The 22,449-nt window shown below is 37.4% G+C and carries 17 protein-coding genes; 5 read left to right on the top strand and 12 right to left on the bottom strand.

All coding sequences use genetic code 11. The features are described from left to right. Positions 1-24: 24 nt before the first annotated feature. The 8 genes from JAZ75_RS00760 to JAZ75_RS00725 all read right to left on the bottom strand — a co-directional run bounded on the left by JAZ75_RS00760 (position 25) and on the right by JAZ75_RS00725 (position 11,555). Positions 25-1,191: a mandelate racemase/muconate lactonizing enzyme family protein gene (locus JAZ75_RS00760; protein WP_208699702.1), complete on the bottom strand. Its 1,167-nt coding sequence runs from the start codon at positions 1,189-1,191 to the stop codon at positions 25-27. 179 nt (positions 1,192-1,370) lie between these two features. Then, a complete protein-coding gene (locus tag JAZ75_RS00755; protein WP_208699700.1) occupies positions 1,371-2,258 on the bottom strand; it encodes a sugar phosphate isomerase/epimerase family protein in 888 nt (295 codons plus the stop codon). Between the two features lie 44 nt (positions 2,259-2,302). Continuing rightward, the gene (locus JAZ75_RS00750; RefSeq protein WP_208699698.1) at positions 2,303-3,175 is read right to left on the bottom strand and encodes a ThuA domain-containing protein; all 873 of its coding nucleotides are present in this window, start codon (positions 3,173-3,175) and stop codon (positions 2,303-2,305) included. 192 nt (positions 3,176-3,367) lie between these two features. Continuing rightward, on the bottom strand, positions 3,368-4,648 hold the full coding sequence (locus JAZ75_RS00745; protein ID WP_208699696.1) for an MFS transporter: 1,281 nt from the start codon (positions 4,646-4,648) through the stop codon (positions 3,368-3,370). A gap of 19 nt (positions 4,649-4,667) precedes the next feature. After that, positions 4,668-6,821 carry an FN3 associated domain-containing protein gene (locus tag JAZ75_RS00740; RefSeq protein WP_208699694.1) on the bottom strand — a complete coding sequence of 718 codons (2,154 nt, stop codon included), beginning with the start codon at positions 6,819-6,821 and terminating at the stop codon, positions 4,668-4,670. Positions 6,822-6,828: 7 nt separating this feature from the next. Then, a complete protein-coding gene (locus JAZ75_RS00735) occupies positions 6,829-7,854 on the bottom strand; it encodes a hypothetical protein (RefSeq protein ID WP_208699693.1) in 1,026 nt (341 codons plus the stop codon). An 11-nt stretch (positions 7,855-7,865) separates the two neighbouring features. Further along, the gene (locus JAZ75_RS00730) at positions 7,866-9,317 is read right to left on the bottom strand and encodes a DUF1501 domain-containing protein (RefSeq protein ID WP_208699691.1); all 1,452 of its coding nucleotides are present in this window, start codon (positions 9,315-9,317) and stop codon (positions 7,866-7,868) included. Between the two features lie 3 nt (positions 9,318-9,320). Further along, complete coding sequence (locus JAZ75_RS00725) at positions 9,321-11,555, bottom strand: PSD1 and planctomycete cytochrome C domain-containing protein (protein WP_208699689.1); 2,235 nt, start codon at positions 11,553-11,555, stop codon at positions 9,321-9,323. A 560-nt stretch (positions 11,556-12,115) separates the two neighbouring features. On the opposite strand from JAZ75_RS00725, the gene JAZ75_RS00720 reads away from it, so the two are divergent. The 4 genes from JAZ75_RS00720 (at position 12,116) to JAZ75_RS00705 (ending at position 16,696) form a co-directional block, all read left to right on the top strand. Further along, positions 12,116-13,279: a Gfo/Idh/MocA family protein gene (locus JAZ75_RS00720; protein ID WP_208699687.1), complete on the top strand. Its 1,164-nt coding sequence runs from the start codon at positions 12,116-12,118 to the stop codon at positions 13,277-13,279. A 3-nt stretch (positions 13,280-13,282) separates the two neighbouring features. Beyond that, positions 13,283-14,338: a sugar phosphate isomerase/epimerase family protein gene (locus tag JAZ75_RS00715; protein ID WP_183912344.1), complete on the top strand. Its 1,056-nt coding sequence runs from the start codon at positions 13,283-13,285 to the stop codon at positions 14,336-14,338. 176 nt (positions 14,339-14,514) lie between these two features. Then, positions 14,515-15,537, top strand: coding sequence for an AraC family transcriptional regulator (locus JAZ75_RS00710; protein WP_183912346.1), 1,023 nt, complete (start codon positions 14,515-14,517; stop codon positions 15,535-15,537). 253 nt (positions 15,538-15,790) lie between these two features. Next, positions 15,791-16,696 carry an AraC family transcriptional regulator gene (locus JAZ75_RS00705; protein WP_208699685.1) on the top strand — a complete coding sequence of 302 codons (906 nt, stop codon included), beginning with the start codon at positions 15,791-15,793 and terminating at the stop codon, positions 16,694-16,696. A gap of 48 nt (positions 16,697-16,744) precedes the next feature. Here JAZ75_RS00705 and JAZ75_RS00700 read toward each other — a convergent pair whose 3' ends face one another. Together JAZ75_RS00700 and JAZ75_RS00695 are read right to left on the bottom strand one after the other, a co-directional pair. Further along, positions 16,745-17,089 carry a hypothetical protein gene (locus JAZ75_RS00700; protein ID WP_183912350.1) on the bottom strand — a complete coding sequence of 115 codons (345 nt, stop codon included), beginning with the start codon at positions 17,087-17,089 and terminating at the stop codon, positions 16,745-16,747. Next, positions 17,073-17,720, bottom strand: a complete 648-nt coding sequence (locus JAZ75_RS00695; RefSeq protein WP_208699683.1) for a SatD family protein — start codon at positions 17,718-17,720, stop codon at positions 17,073-17,075. The genes JAZ75_RS00700 and JAZ75_RS00695 overlap by 17 nt, the downstream gene beginning before the upstream one ends. A gap of 310 nt (positions 17,721-18,030) precedes the next feature. Here JAZ75_RS00695 and JAZ75_RS00690 point away from each other — a divergent pair, with 310 nt between their 5' ends. Beyond that, entirely contained in the window at positions 18,031-19,098 is a 1,068-nt protein-coding gene (locus JAZ75_RS00690) for a DUF4476 domain-containing protein (protein ID WP_208699681.1), read from the top strand. Positions 19,099-19,159: 61 nt separating this feature from the next. Here JAZ75_RS00690 and JAZ75_RS00685 read toward each other — a convergent pair whose 3' ends face one another. Next, positions 19,160-19,957 carry a phosphatase PAP2 family protein gene (locus JAZ75_RS00685; RefSeq protein WP_208699679.1) on the bottom strand — a complete coding sequence of 266 codons (798 nt, stop codon included), beginning with the start codon at positions 19,955-19,957 and terminating at the stop codon, positions 19,160-19,162. Positions 19,958-19,978: 21 nt separating this feature from the next. Beyond that, positions 19,979-22,396 (bottom strand): outer membrane beta-barrel family protein, encoded by a 2,418-nt coding sequence (locus JAZ75_RS00680; protein WP_208699677.1) that lies wholly within the window; start codon positions 22,394-22,396, stop codon positions 19,979-19,981. Positions 22,397-22,449: the final 53 nt, after the last annotated feature.

The following is a 22,449-nucleotide window of genomic DNA, read 5'->3' as shown; positions in this document are numbered from 1 at the left end:
TATAAGTTCAATTTATTTTGTTGGTTATATTTTCTGTTTAAACTCGTGGATAAAATCCCAGTTGGGTGTTAGTCCCAGTCCTGGTGCCACTGGCGCAGCGATGACACCATCGGTAACTGTAATCTGCTCATGAACCAGATCATACATCATAGGATTTCCTCCAAGTGAAAATTCAATAATGGTCGCTGCCTGGGATGCAAATGCGACATGCAGCCCGGCCATAAATGAGAAAGCAGAACCCCAACAGTGTGGAGCAAGTTCTAATTGATAAACATTTGCTAGGTGTCCAACTCGCATGGTTTCGGAAATACCTCCAATAATCGCGGCATCGGGCTGTATGACATCTAGTGCTCTGATTTCAAGCAAATCACGGATATCAAAACTTGTAAATTCACTTTCTCCTGCAGCGATGGGAATTGTAGTGGAAGCGCGGACTTCTGCTGTACCATGTCTATTGTCGGGACTAATTGGTTCTTCAAACCAGTACAAATTACAATCTTCTACTCCTCGACAAAACTGTTTTGCTTCAGGTACACTGAAAGTACCGTGTGCATCTGTCATGAGTTTAATGTGAGGACCCAGTGCTTTTCTTGCTGCTTTGACGCGGTCAATACTGTTTTGGACAGTTTGATCCATAATACCAACACGCATTTTTACAGCATTAAATCCTTTAGCAACATAACCATTAAGCTGTTCACCTATATGATCAACAGGTGCCCAGCCACCACTGGCATATGCAGGCATCTGTTCGCGACAGGCTCCGCCAAGAAGATCCATAACGGGTACTCCCAAAGCTTTACCTTTTAAATCCCACAAAGCAGTGTCGATACCGCTCATTGCCGCTACTGTCAATCCTCTTCGACCAAGGATGGGAAATCTTCGACCTCTCGTGAGTGCATAATGATCACGTGTACCGTTATACATTTCTTCCCAAAGACGGTTTATATTTTTTACATTTTTACCAATTAGAATGGGTTTTAATTCATTTTCAATACAACTTACGATGGATGCGCACACTCCAGATGATCCGACAGCGGCTTTTGCTTCCCCAAAACCTTGAAGACCATCTTCAGTGGTAACGACTACGAGCGTCATGTCGAAATTAGTTAGCAGACCATAATCTGAAAAATGCTGTTTTTCTTTTGGTATAGGACATCGAAGCCAGAATGCTTCTACGTTTGTTATCTTCATTGTTATTAGTGTTTATAATATGGTAAAGCTATTTTACCGAATTTTAATATTGGTTACTCCATGTATATGGTATCAAGTCCCATGAATTATTCAATTGCATTTTTCTGAGAAAAGCTCATTTTTATACTGCTGACTCATGTTCGCATGCTGAAAATAGTGTATAACAGATTTTCTAACAGCTACTTAATAAGTTTGGATAAAGTCTCGAATGATTTCTGAGTGAGCATTGTATAAAACTCTTCCGAAACTGATGCACTGCCATGGTCTTCAAGAAATTTCTTTTGCTCTGGAGAGAGGTTTTCGGGATGCTCATCAATAGAATTAGGATAGGGGTTAGCCGGAGTACGGTCCAAAGGTGAACAAAATTCCACAGAAAGCACTTCGTTGTAACCAATCTGATCGAGTGTTTCAAGTATTTTACTCCAATTCAGCATGCCCATTCCTGGGGCCATCCTATTGTTGTCGGCAACATGGAATCCAACAAGTTTTCCTTTGGCTCTTTTGATCGCTTCATAGAGATCATCTTCTTCGATGTTCATATGAAACGTATCTAGACATACACCGCAGTCGGGACCTACGGCCGCAGCAAGTGCTAGCGCTTGATCACCCCTGTTAACGAAATAAGTTTCAAATCTATTGATGGGTTCAATACCAATCAATATGCCTGATGACTCTGTGTAGTGATATACGTCCTGTAGCGAGTCAACGGCCCACTGCCATTCTTCTTCGGGTCTGCCGTCGGGTATGATCTTACCGACTGTACCCGGTACAACAGAGATCATGTGGCCATCGAGTTCTTTAACCATACGAGCTACATCTTTGACATATTGTATGGATTTAGAGCGCTGAGCTTCATCTTTAGCCAGTAAATTCCGGTCTCCTAACATCAATGTGACAGAGCCCCAACATGATAATCCATATTGTTTTAAGAGTTTTCTGACCTCTTTCGTGTCATAATGTTCTGGACTACCAGCAATTTCAATTTTAGTATAGCCTAAACTGGAGGCTCTGCGAATTGTTGTTTCTATTGTTTCGGCTCGCATCCAGTTATGTATCGATAATTCCATAGGGTATATAATGTTTCGGATATAGTATATCGTGAGTATTAAAGCTATTGTTGTCTGTACGGAACATTAATATCTATTTTTCCTGCCCATTTCTTAGGGATAGGTTTTCCTACAGTCCAATGGATGGCATTGATCAGTAACCTCTGAAAACTTGCTACATTAAAATCATCGGGATGACCGAGTGTTGTTGTAAAAACCTTTCCTCCAGCAGCGGTTTTCCAAGTCCAAGCCACAGGATTTTCAACTGCTTTTTTATCTGGATCTACAGCTTTTCCCATTAATAACCAAGTTGATCCTTTTGATGGATAATCGGGTACAATATGGTACAGCCAAGAGCGTACATGAAAGTTTGGATCTACTCCTGTCAAGATCGGGTTATTTTTTTGTGTGGGAATAATGGATACATCGGTACTGGAATTATGACCGTAATGCGTATGACCACCTTTGCCCCATCCCGGAGGGCCTCCTAAAGCAAATTCACCGAAAGCATTCCAATTTTCTAGGGGATGTCCAGTAGGATAATTAAAGGCGTGTGTGCTTGTTCGGAAACCAATAACCGGCTTGCCAGATTTTAAATAATCGTCGATATGTTTAACCTGATCAGCTGGCAATCTTCTCCAACGGAGGTAGAAAATAGCTAGATCGGCATTTTTTAGCGCTTCTAATCCTGGGATATTTTCTTCCGAATTATAGTCAGGACTTGCTTTTAATACCAAAGTTCGCATGCCATAGTTTTTCTCCAGTTCGGCAGCTATAATAGGAAGGGTTTCTTCGCCACTGTATTCGTGGTCGCCCGTTACAAATACAACTAGGGTTTTTTTGACTGTGTTATTTTTACTTTGCCCAGCAGATGGGAATACATTTGATAGCAGTATGCCTATTGTAATTAAACATATAATGCTTTTTAGATGCTTCATTATGGTTTTATAATTAGGTTTAATTGTATAAACGAGGAACAAAGAGTGCTTTAGAAACCAGTTTGTTATGCCGTTCGGTTTAACTCAAATATATATAAAATAAATGTAAAACAAGATGATACGACCTGAAATGTTGTAGATTAAAATACGGTTATTTATGATCAACTATAGTCCTTGCGTTTTATTCAATATTTAATTCACCACACTGCTTAGAGGAACCACTTCTTTCTTTTTTTTCATATAAAGATATAATCCTCCAAAAGCAAAAATCAATATGATAGGAAGGATTAATGTGATCTTCAATACTTCCGGACCGGCCAGATTTTTAGCGGTTGCGTATGCTAAAGCTTCCGCTGTTCCCTCTGTTGCAGTGCTATACAGATTGATATTGGATCCAATAGGTAAATGTTTGACTATTAGACCATCATAATAGCTACCCATAATCATTGTATAGATGGAAACAGCAAACATACCAGCCCCACCGATAAGATTTAAACCCAAAGCTCCAGACTGTGGAATATTCTCAGCAACAAAACCGATCATAGTAGGCCAGAAGTAACACACACCGATACCAAAAATAATTGCAGCAAAGAAAACAGCGTTACCTGTAAAGCTACCAAGCATATATAGACCTGCAGCGGCAAAGATTGCTGAAAAAAGGAGTACACCTTGGGGTGCAAGTTTTTGAACAATTGGTTTTGCGAATGCACGGCCTATTACCATAATTCCAGTGGTGATCGTAAGTAGTAAAATGGCGTTATCGGTTACATTTTTAAGCAATAAACTAATCCATTGCCCGGTAAATAGTTCAGTAATAGCGGTCATAAACATACATAGAAATAGGAATAGAAATAAAGGGGAGCCTACTGCCTTGTACATGTCTGCAGTGGAATATCCTGAGGATACACGTTCTGTAACGGGGAAATTAAGCTTTGAGAAAATATAACCATAAATAACCGTTGGAATTAACATGATCCCAACTTGGAATTGCCATCCGATACCCAGATAGATAAATAGCGTGACCAATAAAGTACCGATAACAACACCTCCTGGAAACCAAAGATGGAAATAGTTGAGCCTAGTTGTTTTTTCTTGCGGATATAGTGTGGCCACTAATGGATTACAGGCGGCTTCTACGGTACCATTTGCAATGCCAATTAATAATGTGGAGAAGAAAAGACTCCAATATCCCTGAGCGAAGATGGTCAACATAATTCCGATCAAATGAAAAAGGAAAGCCATCACTAAAAGACGTTTCATTCCGATGATGTCAACAATAAACCCACCGATAACGATGGCAAGTGGAAATCCCCAGAAAGCTGTTGCTGTGATAGTACCCAACTGTGTCGCATTTAATTGAAAATCAATGCCGAGTTGATCCATCATACCCGCACGGATACCGAAAGAAAGCGAAGTGACTAGAAGAGCTAGACAACTTGCCCAAAATAGTTTAGCTGTTTGAATTTTATGCATTTTTTTTAGTTTAAATTGATTAGTTTAAAAGTATTTCATCCATAAATATCCAAGCTGGTTGTCCTTTTCCGGCGTGCCATTCTGGAAGTTTTTTGAAATTTTTACCAACAATTTTCAGACAGGAGATTGGCTGCGATTTAAATTTCAATTCCATCTTAATAAAAGCGTCCGCTTCATCTTTTTGGGGCATTGGATTTTTTATACGTTGCAATAAGTGCATGTTTTTTTCGTTAGTACCGCCCCATATTTCAAGTTCCTGTGGCGGAAGGATATGTGTTGGAATTTTTCTCATCAAGTTGATCGATACAGACTTGAGCGGTAACTGCTCTTTGAAAAATAGCATTATTGCCATGTTTTCATTGTAACCGATCCATTTGCCATTCTGAATGTCAAAGGTACCGAGTTGTAAATCTGTCAATGTCTTCGGTCCGTCACCTTTATATTTTTCACTTGGAGCTACTACAAATGCAATACTATCGGGACTGTAGCGACTTTGAAAAAAGTTAAAACTTAAGACATCACTACCGTACCAGCCAGTTTTATAAGCTCTAGTTTTTAATGTGATAGACTCTTTGATTTCAATTCCTTTGTCATATAGAGGTGACTTTAAACTATCGGGTTCGGTTCCATCTGTTGTATATCTGATTTCTACACCGTTGATGGGATGTTTGATTTGTAATGGTAATGAATTTTTGAAAATAGAAATAGTTGTGCTTAAACGTGGCTGGTTTAGCTTTATAGGACTTTTTCCGTCGTCTTGAAAGCCTGTAATAATATGAATATCTTTCGCTAATTGCTTCAATTTCGCAATTTCATTTTCCTTTATGCCCGTTCGCCATAATGCTAACTCTTTTAGGTTTTTCATGGTAACAAGCTGCTTTACGGTATTAAAATTTACAGATGTACCAGATAGTGATAGACTATTTAACTTTTTTAATATAAATAAATGCTTCAGTCCGTCTCCTTTGATAGCAGTGAAGTTGAGATTCAGTTTGCGTAAATTTTCAAATGAGCTAATCGTTTTTAAGTCTTCGTCTTGGACAGGTAATCCGTTTAAGTTGAGAAACACGATCTGTTTTTTTATTTCTGTCAATTCTTTTAGTGCTTCTGGTTTGTAAATGGTTTTGTTATAAATATTAACTGATAGAGCAGGGGAGCCTTTATCTAAGATGGAAATAACCCGATAATCATTATTAAGTTTTTTGACCGTTGCCTCTGATGCCGCATCAAAATCATATTGTTGAGCTATTGAAGTTGATGGAGCTAAAGTTGTAGAAGCCAGAATACGTAAAGAATCTTGCTGTGGTAAATCGATTACTTTTTTATCCAATTGCGCATTTCCTTTTATCCAGAGTGTAAGTATCGCTATTTCTGTGGCAGTAAGCTCGGGCTTTCCTTTTGGGGGCATCCGTTTTTCATCTTCAATTGGAAGATGCAGGCGTTGCAATAATAGACTGATTTGGGGATTGCCGGGCACAAATAGTTTTCCGTTTTTTCCACCTTTTAACATAGATGACGCATCGGTAAGGTTTAAACTTCCTTTTGCCTTTTCCATATTATGGCAACTGGCGCATTTGGCTGTAAAAATAGGTAAAACCACATCTTGATAGATCAGCGCCTGCTCTAATGAAACTTTCTCTGGAGCAGGTGTGACAGGAGCTAGTACGAAATTTTCACCATGGGTCAATATGGCACCATAATGACCAGTGAGAAGGAGTGAAATAATGGTGAGCACGGCAAACGTTTTTGAAAGTGGAGAATTGTACCACGATTTTTCGCGTATGCAATAAATGAAAGAAGATATAAAGACAAGACTTACTCCGGTCCATTTATGCCACTGTAAAGTACTTCCGCTGTAACCATCTTCTTGTGATAGTAATAAACCCATAATAACAGTTACAGTTGCCAAGAAAATACCGCCCAGTAGTAGTCCCGATGTAAATTTGTGATAGATAGTTAAAGTAGCATATGATTTATTGAAACGAAAAATTTCAAGTATCATCACTAATAGCAATAGCACGATTGGAAAATGTAGTAACATGGGATGCAATCTTCCAAATGATTGGAGCCATAGTGGTACCGAGATCTGCTTTCCAAATATTAATATAAAGATAATAAAGATATTTAGCGCAAACAATGCATGTTCTGTAAATCCTTTGAAGGTAATTTTCATATAAAAATTAGACTCGAGTAAATTTATAGGGATATACTTTTCCTGATGCCCATTGTGCTACATAGATATTTTCGTCGTTATCGATGCAAACATCATGTGGGTTATGTAATATTGGTGTTTCTTGAGCCATAGGCTGTAAAGTGTCATCGGTGTATACTGGGACAGTACCTCCAATATTGGATATTACTTTATTGTTTTTGTCTAGAATCGTGACGAAACCACTGTCTGCTTTATTGAGATCGGGGGATCTTAAAACAGCAGCATAAAGGTTTTCATTTTTAATGACTGCGCGACAGATGCATGCTCCTGGCAATGCGATGACTTCTAGGAGATTGCCGTTCATATCAAAACGTTTAAAGCAGTTGCGTGTGCGGTCAGTAACCAGTAAGGTCGGATTTCCACTTCTTTTATCCACGCAAACCCCATGAGCATTGTCCAAATGTTTTAAATCTTTTCCTCTTCCTCCAAAATAGCCCTGTAGCTTACCGTCAGCATTATAGTGTAAGACATACTGCAAGCCATAACCATCGGCAATGTAGAAATCGCCATTGTCTGCAACAGCGACTTCAGTTGGAACAAACTCTTCCTTTTTTTTATATAACCCAGTTTCCATAGGACAATCGATGGTTTTTAATATGTTGCCATCTAAAGTGGTTTTAAAAACCTGATGTCTATCAGTGTCAGTAATAAATAACGATTCTTGTTTGCCTTCATTGGCGATGGTCAATCCATGTGCGCCTGGAAAATCATGCCCCCAGGAGCTCAATAATTTACCCGATTTGTTATAAATTAATATATTGTTTTTAGTTTCATTGGTTAATAGTATAATACGCCCTTTTTTATCTTGGACCATTTCATGGCAGTCATTTACGGGGTTTTTGAGCGGATTTAATTGTCCCCATTTGTTATCAAGGGTGTAACGCATGTGATGATGTCCGTATATTGGACCCTTTGGTTTAGCCATTAGGTCTTTCATAATGAAAAAACTTGCAGATAAAGTTGCTGTATTTTTAATAAATGATCTTCTTTCCATAAAAAATAAGGTTATACTAATATGTCATTGATTACTTTTCCTGCTACATCGGTTAATCTGTACCGTCTACCGAGGTGTTTATAGGTGAGTTTTTCATGGTTTAATCCAAGTTGATGCAGGATTGTGGCATGAAAATCATGCACATGGACAGGGTCTTTGATGATGTTGTACCCTAATTCATCAGATTCACCGTATACAATTCCTGGTTTAACTCCTCCACCTGCCATCCAGATACTGAAACAGCGGGGATGGTGATCACGGCCATAATTATCTTTGGTCATCGCGCCTTGACTATAATTGGTCCGTCCAAATTCTCCTCCCCAGATGACGAGTGTTTCATCCAATAAACCTCTTTGTTTGAGATCTGTAATTAACGCCGCCGATGCTTGGTCTACATCTTTTGCCTGACCAGCCATTTCTGATGGGAGGTTACCATGTTGATCCCACCCTTGATGATAAAGCTGAACAAAGCGAACTCCGTTTTCACTCAGTTTTCTTGCGAGTAAGCAATTGGCCGCAAAAGTACCGGGATTAAGACAATCTGCGCCATACATTTTGATGATATCATCGGGTTCTTTAGAAAGATCCGTGACTTCAGGAACTGCGGTCTGCATCCGATAGGCCATTTCATATTGTTGTACCTTGGCATTGATCTCAGGATCGCCAAATTCCTGATAGGAAAGCTCATTCATTTCGGCTAATTGATCAAGCATTTTTCTGCGTTCAAAACGATTTAAGCCATCAGGGTCTTTTAGGTAAAGAACGGGATCTTCACCACTGCTGAACTGAACACCCTGATGGGTCGAATCTAGAAAACCGTTGCTCCATAATTTGGAATAAACACCCTGACCATTACCTTTTCCCCGTGATAATAATACGGTGTACGCTGGGAGGTTTTTATTTTCACTTCCTAGACCATAACTAAGCCAAGCACCCATACTGGGTCTGTTTCCTTGTTGCGCGCCACTTTGAAAAAATGTCAATGCGGGATCATGATTGATCGCTTCTGTGAACATAGATTTAATGATGCAGATATCATCAACGACTTTTGCTGTATGTGGGAATAAATCGCTGATCCATGCACGCGATTCTCCATATTGCTTGAAATCATAATAAGAACCTACTAAAGGGAAGGACGCCTGATTGGCAGTCATACCGGTAAGCCTTTGTGCTCCCCGTATGGATTCAGGAAGCTCTTGCCCCATCATTTCTCTGAGTTTGGGTTTATAATCGAAAGATTCGAGTTGTGATGGAGCTCCATTTTGAAAGAGGTAAATCACCCGCTTTGCCTTAGGAGCAAAATCTGGAATACCAGAAGGAAGTCCTGTTTGTTCAAATCCACCTTCAAATAGATCGGGAATGAGCAAAGACCCTAATGCTACGCTGCCTAAGCCTAAACTTAGTTTAGAAAGGAATCGACGTCTATTGAAATTAAGACCATGTTCTAAAATATTTTTGTCCATAATTTAGGATTTTGTAATGGTTTCTTCTAAATTGTATATAATGGTAATTACGCCCATTAATGCGGCAAGTTGCGTCTTATTGATTTTCTGATCTATAGGAAACTCTCCGACTGTTAAGACTTTATCAGCATTTGCATTTTGTTTGAATGCCTTTAGCTGGTCGGCATAATAGGCTGTTAATTGTTTTACTTCTTGTACCTTAGGTTTACGACTGACAATGCGACGGAATGCGGTTGTTATTTTGGCTTCAGGAGTTGTTTTATCTTGTAGTAAGCGAGCGGCCAGAACTCGAGAAGCTTCCAGCACGGTAGGATCGTTCAACATCGCAAGTGCTTGAAGTGGAGTGTTGGTATTCAGTCGCTTAACTTCACATTGATCTCTATTACTGGCATCGAAAATGGCCATCACTGGAGGTGGTACCGTTCTTTTTATGAATGTATATAAACCTCTTCTGTATAAACTCGCCTGGTGGTCTTGTCGGTATGAGGCTAATAATCCACGACCTGATGTGGCTGCTTCCCATAACCCTGCTGGTTGATAGGGTTTGACACTTGGACCACCGATGGTTGGAACCAACAATCCGCTACTGGATAACACGACATCGCGAACATGTTCCGCCGGAATACGGTAACGAGGAGCACGAGCGAGAAATATATTGTCCGGGTCAACGCTGAATTTATCAGAATCTATCACCGCAGATTGTCTATATGTTGCTGAGAGGACGATCTGTTTGACTAGTCGCTTGATGTCCCAGCCGTGATTCATAAAATCAACTGCTAGCCAATCTAATAATTCTGGATGTGAAGGTAATTCTCCCTGCATTCCAAAATCGCCTGATGTTTTAACCAGACCTCTACCAAAATATTCCTGCCATACTTGATTAACAAATACACGCGAGGTGAGAGGGTTTTGTTTGTCAAATAACCATTGCGTTAAACCAAGCCTATTTTTAGGATATTTTTCGCTAAATCCCAATACTGACTTTGGGGTGCTTGCCTGCACGACTTCTCCGTGCGCATCATAGACACCTCTGTTGAGTACATAGGTTTTACGGAGGGTATCTTGATCGCCCATAACTGATACGATTAACTTATTCGTGTCCTGTTTGTTGACAAACTTTAGAATATCTTGGACATCAGCATTACTGATTTCCATTAATGGTTTTTTAGCGAATGTCTCTGGTCCACCAACAGTTGATTCGAGTCCAACTTCTTTGACATTATTGAAGAAAGCGGTCATTTGAAAATATTCTTTTTGTGAGAATGGGTCATATTTATGATCATGACACTGTGCACACTCCAGGGTTATTCCTAAAATTGCTTTTCCCAGGGTATTTGTTCGATCTTTTACATATTCTACACGGTATTCTTCATCGATTACACCACCTTCTTCTGTTATTTTATGATTTCGGTTGAAAGCTGTTGCTAAAAGCTGTTCTTTAGAAGAATGAGGCATCAGGTCACCTGCGAGTTGCCAGCTTATAAATTGATTGTAAGGAGTATTGTTGTTAAAAGCATGAATGACCCAATCTCTCCATGGCCACTGGCTGCGGTAATTGTCGTCCTGATAGCCATGTGAATCTGCATATCTGGAAACATCCATCCAATGTAAGGCCATCCGTTCACCATACGCTGGGCTTCCCATTAAACTTTCTACTACCTTTTCGTAGGCATTAGGGCTGTTATCTGCCATAAATTTATCCATCATCTGTAATGAGGGAGGCAATCCCGTGATATCCAAACTAACCCTTCTCAGTAGCCGTTCCTTTTCAGCTTCAGGATTTGGTGCTATTTTTTTATGTTCTAGTTTATCAAGTACGAAATAATCAATTTCATTTTTTATCCATTTGGTATCTTTTACTTTGGGAATGGTGGGAGTTTTGGGTGCAGTGAAAGCCCAATGCTTTTCATATTTCGCCCCCTGCTTGATCCACTTTTCAATAATAGCAATCTCTGTTGCAGTTAAAGTGAGGTTGGTTGCAATAGGAGGCATGATATAGGATGTGTCTTTTGATGATATTCTCAAAAAAACTTCAGAATTTTTAGGCTTAAAGGGTACAATACCATGCGCTGTGGCATTACTCTTTAATGCTTTGTAGGCTTCTTCAGGTATATCGAGACGTAAATCTGCATCGCGTTTATTTGCATCGGGCCCATGGCATGCAAAACATTTATCGGAAAGAATAGGTCTAACATGAAAATTATAGCTGATACTGTCAGGTATAGGGTCTTCACTCATCTGATTTGAGGGCGGTCTATGGCATGCCTGTATCATATATATACAAGCGAAGATCACAAGGATAGAATAAATAGGTCTTCGATACATATTTACGAGTTGTTAGTACGTGCGTGTGATACGCATTTCGTTTGCTAGTTTATAATTGGTGACCTTTATAAATCACTGGTTTAATCAAATTTAATCAGATGAAATTGGAGAATCTGACTCAATATTACCCCAAACTAATGTTATATGAACATACTTGGGAGATCGTGTTGCAATAGTGGGTTGAAACTTATTTAAAGCCCATGTTTAGGTTTGTAACTTATTTGTTGAAATTTATTTAGGTTAATATTTGCCTGTTTTCTATTAAAATAATGAATTAATTGCATGCTGTTTAGCGGTATCTTTATTTTTATAGTTTGTTTAATCAATCAAAACCATCATTTATTTTGTAGAGGCTGTGAAAAATAGTCTTTCAGAAATGAGACTAAACCTGTGGTAAAAATAAGATCTGTTGAAGATTAAGAGTATAAATAGGATCAATATATCAAAAAATATTAAACCAATAAACCAATAAAATGAATAGAAAATTACGAATGGGAATGGTCGGTGGAGGCAAGGATGCTTTCATTGGTGCAATACATCGAATTGCGGCTCATATGGACGGACTAGTGGAGGTGGTGTGCGGAGCTTTAAGTATTAATCCTGAAATAGCAAAGGAGAGTGGAAAAGTGTTATTTCTTCCTGAAAACCGAACTTATCTCAATTTTGAAGAAATGATTGAGAAGGAGCGGCAACTACCTGCTGATGAACGTATGGATTTTGTGACGATCGTGACACCTAATTTTGCGCATTTCGCGCCTGCTATGTTAGCATTGGATAATGGCTTCCATGTCGTTATTGAAAAACCGATAGCCTTTAATCTAGAAGAAGCTCTACAATTGAAAAAGAAAGTAGAAGAAACGGGATTGCTTCTGATGTTGACACATACTTATTCTGGATACCCTATGGTTAAGCAGGCTAAGCAGATGGTGACAGATGGTGCTTTTGGTAAAATCCGTAAAATCTATGTGGAATATCCGCAAGGATGGCTGAGTACGTTGACCGAACGTGAAGGTAATGCGGGTGCCGCTTGGCGAACTGACCCTGCAAAATCAGGAAAAAGCGGAGCGATGGGTGATATCGGTACCCATGCAGCACATTTAGCAGAGTATATTTCTGGTTTGAAAATATCACACCTTTGTGCAGATCTGAACACGATGGTAGAAGGACGAAGATTGGAAGATGATGGAAATGTTTTATTGAAATTTGACAATGGTGCCGCTGGTGTACTTATGGCTTCGCAGGTAGCTGCTGGAGAAGAGAATGCATTAAAGATTCGTATATATGGTGAAAAAGGCGGGATTGAATGGGCCCAGATGGAGCCAAATACTTTACTTGTAAAATGGCATGCTGAACCTGCCCAAACGTATCGGGCAGGAACAAATGGTTTTCTGTCTGATATTGCGAAGTTTAATTGCAGAACACCTGCCGGACATCCAGAGGGGTATCTTGAGGCGTTCGCAAATTTGTATCGTAGTTTCTCTTTAACTTTATCGGCGCGATTGGATGGTGAGAGTTCTTCTGATTTATGGGATTTTCCTTCAGTCGATGATGGCATCAGAGGAATGGCTTTTATTGATACCGTTATTAAAAGTGGTGATAGTAATGAAAAATGGACTGTTTTTGAAATAAATAATTAAAAAATGCAAACACTTAAAGGACCTGGTATATTTTTAGCCCAATTTTTGGGAGAAAATCCTCCATTTGATAATTTAGAATCCATTTGTCAGTGGGCGCAAAAGATTGGATTTAGAGGCGTGCAGATACCAACTTGGGCAACTTCTTATTTTGACTTACAACTTGCAGCTGAAAGTAAGGATTATGCACAAGAGATAAAAGGTATTGTCAATAGCTATGGACTCGAAGTAACAGAGTTGAGTACACATCTCCAAGGACAATTGGTTGCAGTACATCCGGTATATGATGATCAGTTTGATGGTTTTGCTCCGGAAAAGTATCATAAAAATCCTAAGGCAAGAACAGAATGGGCAGTAGAGCAGGTGAAATATGCCGCTAAGGCTTCTCAGCATATGGGTTTAGATGCCGTTGCGACCTTCAGTGGTGCTTTGTTATGGCATACAGTTTATCCCTGGCCTCAGCGTCCTACGGGATTAGTTGAAACCGGTTTTAATGAATTGGCAAAGCGTTGGCTTCCAATCTTAAATGTTTACGAGGATCACGGGATTGATCTTTGTTATGAAATCCATCCTGGAGAAGATTTACATGATGGTGTAAGTTATGAGCGTTTTCTTGAAAAGGTAAGTAACCATGCGAGGGCCTGTTTATTGTATGATCCTTCACACTTTGTTTTACAAGCAATGGATTACCTGTCTTATATCGATCATTATCATGAGCGTATTAAGATGTTTCATGTCAAAGATGCTGAGTTTAATCCTACAGGTAAGCAGGGTGTATACGGCGGATATTCCAACTGGATAGATCGTGCAGGTCGTTTTCGTTCGCTTGGTGATGGACAGGTGGATTTTAAATCGATATTCAGTAAACTAGCAGCTTATGATTACAAAGGATGGGCTGTGATGGAGTGGGAATGTGCACTTAAACATCCTGAGGATGGTGCAATAGAAGGTGCTAAATTTATTGCCGATCACATTATTCACGTAACGGATAAAGCTTTTGACGATTTTGCTTCAACAGGGAGTGATGAAGCATACAATAGAAAATTGATTGGATTGGATTAGTATATTTTCTTATATAAATGTTTAATAAGGGGTGTCTATTATTTTTAATAGACACCCCTTAATTTATATTCCTTTAATTGTTTTTTAAGTGACGATGTGTAAAATTATCGTCGCATTTTTGGAATGATGGTCAAATGATCATTAAATTAGAAGATCGACGCCAATTGAATTAATTTATGAGAAAAAAGCAAGTAAAGAATTTTTATGATTACTATCAGCCTGATCGTTGTGAACCTTTAATTCATGCTTCGAAGAACGGGGTTGTGCAGATGAAAGGTCTTAGTCGATATGATTATCCAGGACTGGAATTACCAGATGCTATTTTGCCGGGAATTTATAGTATGGGTTATTGGGATGCTAAAACTGATCAGAACTGGGGATTGGACTGGCATAGGAATGAAGGAATAGAATTTTCGTTTATGGAGTCTGGTAGTTTATATTTTTCTACTGAAAATGAAACTGTTCATCTTCACCCCGGTAGCTTAACCATAACTAAACCGTGGCAATTGCATAAGGTCGGTAATCCGATCGTAACGATAGGTAAACAATACTGGATTATTATTGATGTTGGTGTGAGACAGCCTCATCAAGAATGGAAGTGGCCTGACTGGATCATTCTTTCAAAAGAAGATTTAGAATATCTGACAAAAATCTTACGTGAGAATGATGTTAGGGTTTGGCAATCGGATAAGAAAATACAAGAATGTTTTATTGAGATAGGGAAGTGCCTGGATCATGCGGAAATAGAAATTCCGCAGTCTAGGCTTAATATCTTAATCAACAGCTTACTGCTGGAAATATTAAGTCTTTTTAAAAAGGGTGATATTGAGTTTGACCAATCGTTAACACATAATCTAAGAACTGTTGAAATCTTTTTAAACCATTTGCGTACCGATTTTGAAAAATCATGGACACTTGAAGATATGGCAGAACACTGTGGACTTGGAAAAACGAGTCTTTCTAAATATTGTAAGCATTTAACAAATATGACTCCTGTCAATTATTTAATTAATATCAGATTGGAAACTGCGGCAAAAATGCTGATTGATCAGGAGGAAGAACACGTAACCAACCTTGGTTATTCTTGTGGTTTTACTAGTTCTCAATATTTTGCTACTGCCTTTAAAAAAAGATATAAATGCAGCCCGAGCGAATACCGCAGCAGATTTAGAAATGGATATGTGGGAAAGACTGCTTAAATTCTGATTTCTTTTTGTGAAAGCGAAATGGTGGTTTTGAAGAATGGAAATATGTTCATTATTCAACAACGGTATATATTAAACATGTTGCATGTTTTTTAGTGCTATTTTTAGCATTGTCAATACATTTTTTTTATTCTTTAGTTTAGTGACGTGATAAGTCGATAGAAATTATAAAGAGGAATAATGTGCAACATGTGATTGTAAATAGGGAATTTAATCACCAACTAAACCACCAATAAGATCAATTAATATGAAAGTACTTCCATTTACTTTGCTTATACCTGATGGTAAGAGTATGCTATCGGAAAGAGTTGAATTGCCACATTTCTATCAGCATATGCATCATCATAATGAATACGAAATTATTTGGGTAGAACAAGGTGAAGGAACTTTACTGGTTGGAAATAATATGCATAGTTTTCGTTCAGGAGATATTTTTCTAATTGGAGCAAATGTCCCTCATGTATTTAAATCCAATCCGGAATATTTCACAATGAAAGATCGGTTAAAAGTGAAAGCATGTTCATTATATTTTAACCTTTCGGGTATATTATCGGGTTTATTCCAATTGCCAGAGATGCATGTGTTACGTTCTTTCTTAAATCAGAATAAACAAGGCTTTCAGATACCGGGCAGGTATACGGTCGAAATTGCAAATCTAATGCTACAACTTCACAATGCTAGCGGTGTGGATGTGCTGTTACAGTTACTAAGCTTATTGAACCAATTGAAAGAAATGTCACCTCATTTGTTACCATTAAGTACCGATGTGTATTCGTCTGATCTTAATGCGAATGAAGGAGTTCGGTTTGATGCTATTATCAATTATATCATGCAAAATTTTAATAGTCAGATTACTTTAGAGGATGTTGCAAATGAGGCACATATGACACCTCAGGCTTTCTGCCGTTATTTTAAAAAACATACCGGAAATACTTTTGTTACCTTTCTTAATGAAATCAGAATTAATGATGCCTGCAAAAGCTTACTGACAGGGAAACATAAGGACCGTATATCTGGCGTTGCATATCAAGTGGGATTTAATAGCTTGACAAATTTTAACCGGGCTTTCAAAAGTGTGGTTGGGCAATCACCAAAAGCTTATATAAATGCCTATCTTCATGTTAGCAAAGTAAGTTCTCTGGCGACTGTGTGATTTTTTTCTTTTTCTATTTAGATTTGGATGGCAGTGCAATGATCCATTTTACTTAAATAGTGTATAATAGAATATGCTTAGGGCTACGGAAATTAAATTTCCGATCAAATAATAGTCATTATAAGCCGCTTCTTTTTTGATGTTTTCAGGAGTGTCTTCTTTATCCGCGCGTTTAAGCCTCGTTCCTAATTTTAAAGCACCAAAGAGCGTGAGTACATGTGGAAAACCTTGACATAAACTATAAGTCATAAATAGACGTTCCAAAATACCTTTTACTGTTGATTTAGGGTCAAACTTTTTGTTATTGACCGATTTAGGTGTGAAAAGCCAAAATAATAAACTAAGTATGACTTCTGAAAAAAGGATAATTATTGTTTTATAAACGAAGGGCATGGGGTAGTTTACTTATGGATTTTAAAATTGTTTTAGTTGCTTCATAAGATGAAATATTTAAAGTTTTCTCACGTTTCCAAATCTGAGATCTTGTTTTATTTATTTTTTCTGCAACAATCTTATAATCTTTAAATTTAATAAATGCAGAGATTAAATCATAATCTTTCTCGGGATTCCATTTGTCAATGATATTTTCGAAGATGAGAAATGTATTGTTTAGAAGAGAGTCTAGATTAATATCTTCAATCTGTATGTAAAATCTTTGAGAATTGGACTTCATACTGTTGAGTTTGTAACGTGCATCGCGTAATCCTTCACCTAACATTTCATAGGCGATTCTCTTATTAATGTTGGTTTCAATATCACCGTAAATAAGCACATAGCGCAATTGAAAATCAAATCCTTGTATGATAATTTGTTCTTCTAGCGCTATAATGATGTTTAATGCTGTTTCTAAATCCTTTGTTAGACCTTGAAATTCATCGCCTAGGGTGATGGTAAGCGGAGATAATAGATTGTTTTCATAATCATGATTGATTTTACTTACTGTTTCTTTAAAGTTTTGCATCAGCAATGCTTGATTTTTTTGACCGCTTCCAATCACATCGCTCATCAATATAAAGTGTTTCATGCTAAATGATTTTTATTACTTTATGTCAAATATAGTGAAACAAAGTGTTTTATTTCATTAAAAATGAAATTATAAAAAAGAAAAGATGGAAGCATTTTTTTAATAGCTCTTAACTATGACTGATCAGTATTTTGAAATATTGATGAGTTTTCTTAAATATAATTTTTAGAATGTCCTTAAAGTTGTGAGAGAGATTTTATTATAAAATTAGTAGAATTTCAGTAAAACGTCTTTATTAAAATAAATTGTTACTTGCGTTAATCCTTTTATATTTATGTCTGTCGAATATAGACACCATCAATCCTTTTTTATGTTAAAGAAATCTTATTTAATTGCTGTTTTTTTGTTTTGCTTTTGCCTTGTTCACGGTCAAAATCGAAGTAGTCGAGGAGGAAATGTAACTGTATTTTCGGATCGGGAAGCATTCTACTTATACATCAATGGAATTCAGTATAACGAACGGCCCACGAAACAAATCAGAGTGGAGCGCATGAAAGACCATAGCTACGATATTCAGGTTGATTTTGTCGGAAGAGAAAAATCGACACTTTTAAAAAGGGGTATTTCAATGGTTAATGAAGAAGGTTCTTTTTTGGATTTGACTTATTTGGCTAATGCTTCCAGAAGTAACAGAACTCGTAGTTTGACTTTGTATGCTTTATTTCCTGCAGAAGAGGATATGCCTGACTCGCGTACAGCACATGTATTTATTTACGGTCGCCCTAAGCAAATGATTGAGGGAGAGTTTGATCCAGGATCTGGTGGTGATGATTATTATGGAGAACACATGACGAATGCAGAGTTTAATGCTTTTTTGAAAACGATAGATCAAGCTGGATTCGATAATGACAAATTGAAAATAGCTGGTATGACTGCTCCTCAGGTTGCATTTTCGGTGAATCAAATCAGAGAGGTACTTAAGAAGTTTTCTTGGGATGAGGGTAAGATTGCTTTTGCAAAAATGGCCTATCCTAATTGCCCGGAAAAAAGAAACTATATGACCTTAACTGATCAACTTGCTTTTGGAGATAGTAAAAATAAATTGATGGATTTTATAAAAAATCAACCTGTCGATCGTGATTATCTGGAGAGAATGACTGAGGTTGAGCTGAATGATCTGATTAAAGCAATGAGACAGAATGGATTTGATGACGATAAACTTAAAGTACTCGGAACTGTAAGTGGAAAGGTCGCTTTTCCTGTTGCTTCGATTAAAAGAATTCTCAAAGAACTAAGTTGGGATCAGGGAAAGCTATCTGCAGCACAAAAGCTGTATCCGAATTGTATAGATAAACGTAATTATGCAACCTTGTTAGAAGAGTTTACTTTCTTGGATTACAAAGATAAATTCACAGCATTTGTGAGAAATCAAAAATAAGTAAAGCTCTAATCAAATAAGGATCGCTATATATACAGCGATCTTTGTTTTTTCCTAAAATTTAGAATTGCTTGACATAGCTTATTCCAATTTTCTTACCCTGATAGTAGGGCATAACCATAGTCGATGGGGCGGTTTTACTTCCAAATAGCAAGTTGTTGATTTTAGGATGTAACCAATAAGCAAGTTCTGTTGATAAGATTCCAAATCCCGCTCCTGCAACGACATCACCTACCCAATGTTTATCATTGATCGTTCGATATACTCCTGTAAATACTGCAAAAGGGTATCCTGAAATACTTAACCAGAAATTTGTGTCTCGATATTCTCTATACATAAACTGTGCTGAAGAGAAGGCTGTAGTGGTGTGGCCTGATGGAAAGGAGAGGGAATTAGAACCATCTGGGCGTTCTTCTTTGACAAAGTGTTTGATAGGTGTAACAAGAGCTGCAGCTATCAATTGAGATGTAAAATAAATCATAGTCCGGTCTTTGAAGTTATGTTTACCTTTTATTCCTAATGTATTAAGTCCATAAACGATAACTGCAGGTGCATATTGCGCATAATTATCTAAAGTCATATTTTGAGGCTGATGTTCAAAAATTTCATCTCTTGTAGAGCTATTGATTTTTTTTAATCCATCGAAATGTAAGCTAGCTATACCATACCCGATAAATACAGCTGGCACAATAAAATTTTTATAATGGAGCTTATCTGACATATGATATTCAAGAGGAATGGAATCTTGATTAGAATATGAAATTTCTATCTTATTACTGCTACTGTATTGTTCAATTGTTGTTTGAGAATAGGTATAGAGCGGTAATAATAAAAAAAGAAAAAATGATTTAGATGCCATGAGTCCAATTCAAAATGAAAATTAAAATTTATAACTGTAACCCAGTCTAATAACCTGTGTTTCGTAATAGTCAGTACTTGTGTAATGAAAATCAGTGCCTTGTATAGTTCTTTTATTTTTTAAAGTGTTGAGTAGATCGGTCGTATTAAAAAATACTTCTCCTTTACTTTTTTGTATGGCTTTTTTTAATCCTGCATCGATAGAAAATCGAGAGGCAATTTTTCCTTGAGGGACGAGATCTGGACCTAAATATACTGCGCTCAGTTGTACAATAAAACCAGAAGAAAAATTAAAGTTGTTGTTCAATTTTAAGTTACCGGATAGCGCAATTTGCTTGTCCGCACTAAATACTGTTGGAATGGGGTACAGGTTTTGTACGGTAAAGGCATTGAACTGATTTCGATACAGGTTACCATTGATGTTGTAAGAAAAGTACTCTGACACTTTTTGATTCCAGATCGCTTCCAATCCTGTATTATAACTTCTTCCAGCATTTTGAAATACAGCATAAATCCAATTATTACCTGATGCTGTACTTGAAATACGACTAATCGTCCCTGTTGCAAAACGATGATAAAGCGCACTATAAAAATAACTATTAATCCAATTGTGCTTATAGCCCAATTCAATTGAATTGGTAAATTGTGGCCGTAACGCTGGATTACCGACCTTAATGATCTCCGCATCGTCATATTTCGGAAATATTCGGATATCTACTTCATTTGGTCGGTCAACTCTGCGGTTGTAAAATAGGGAAAATTTACTAGTTGCATTTAATTTATAGGCCAAACGAACATTTGGAAAGGGCTGTGTGTAATTGTAGCCACTACTTTGATAAGTGTTGTGATTAGGATTTACATCATAATTTATATCGACGTATTCTATACGAAGTCCTAGTTCTGCTTCCCATTTTTCATTCTCAAAAACATAATTACCATATACTGCTGGTATGAATTCTTTATAATTAGCCCAACCGCCTGCATTACTATCAATAACGGAATAGATACCAGGCATAAATTTCATATTGGTAGGGATGCTTCTATGCCGTAATTTTATACCGGTCTCAATACGGCCATACTTAAGAGGTTTGATGTAATCAAGATTGAAGTCATATACCTGTTCGTCTGATAATAATTTAAAGGCATCTGTACCTTTTGATGTCGATAAGATGTTGTCATAAAAATATTTTTCATTCTCCCGATGAAAGGTGTAGTTGAAATCGGTATTGAGTAAATGACCGACTTCTTTAAATTTGAACTGATATTGTGCAGTCGCCATTACAGTTGTTTTGAGTTCATCTTCTAAAAATTGCCATAAACGATATCTTTCCTTGGTTGCGCTATTAAAGAATGGTTGGTCTCCATGGTCAATAATTTTTTCACTCCCAAACATTCCTGAAAAGGTTAGTGTCTGCCGATCGCTGATATACCAATCAAGTCCTGTTTTTGTACTCAGAAAGTTAGTGTTTCGATTACGCTTGAGTTGAGAGTTGATCTCTGTGGCGTTATTGTAGGTTCTGGAGACAAATTCATTTTTATTAAGCGTTTTAGTGTAGAGGTTGTCTGCCTGTAGAAAAAGGTTAACTTTATTTTTTTTAAAATTGAGAGAAAGTGATGGATTAATTTTGGGAGTCCAAGTGTATTGTGGTCTGATGTCAGGTAAGTTTTTCTTTTTCTCCCACAGAGATCCAATCCCAGTTGTGAAACCAATTTTACCATTAAAACCCGATTGATCATTTTTTTTCATCATGATATTGATGATACCAGCATGTCCATTGGCATCGTGTTTTGAAGAAGGGTTATTAATGATTTCTATTTTTTCAATAGCAGATGCAGGTATATTGTCCAACCCAGATTGATTGCCAAAACCCGTTAGAGCTGTTTGTTTGCCATCGATTAAGATTGTAATTTTATCACTTCCTCGCAATTGTACTTTGTTATCCTGAACAGTGATTCCTGGTAAATTTTGTAGACTTTGTAGGATTGAACCCCCACTTTGTGTAATGTTGCTAGCAACTGAATATATTTTCTTCTCTAATTTATTACTGATTTCAGCTTTGCTTCCGGTTACAAGCACACCCTCCAGTATGGTACTTTTTTCGGTGAGTTCTACAATTGGAATTTCAAGATTAGGGGATAGGCTTCCAACAAAAAGTACCTTTTTTAGATCATCATAGCCAAGATAAGAGTATTTTAATATATAATGCCCCGGAGGTATGGAGGCAATTATATATCGGCCTTCATGGTTGCTGACAGTACCTACGATAAAAGTGCTGTCGGATTCGTCTAGCAACTGGATATTGACATATGAAAGAACTGTTTTATCCCCGTGATTTTTGATGATACCTGATAAGGATACTTTTGTAACCTGAGCAAATGTCACGGTATAATTTACCAAGAATAGAAATAAGATAATGATATAATTTCGTCGTATTTGCATCGCTTATAGTAGTTTATAAGCAAAGCTGTTAATGAATTTAGAAGACTTTTAGA

The sequence above is a fragment of the Sphingobacterium sp. UDSM-2020 genome (genome assembly GCF_016132525.1).
Lineage (GTDB): Bacteria > Bacteroidota > Bacteroidia > Sphingobacteriales > Sphingobacteriaceae > Sphingobacterium > Sphingobacterium anhuiense.
The sequence above is the reverse complement of the archived record's forward strand: the minus strand, read 5'-3'. Positions and strand labels throughout refer to the sequence as shown.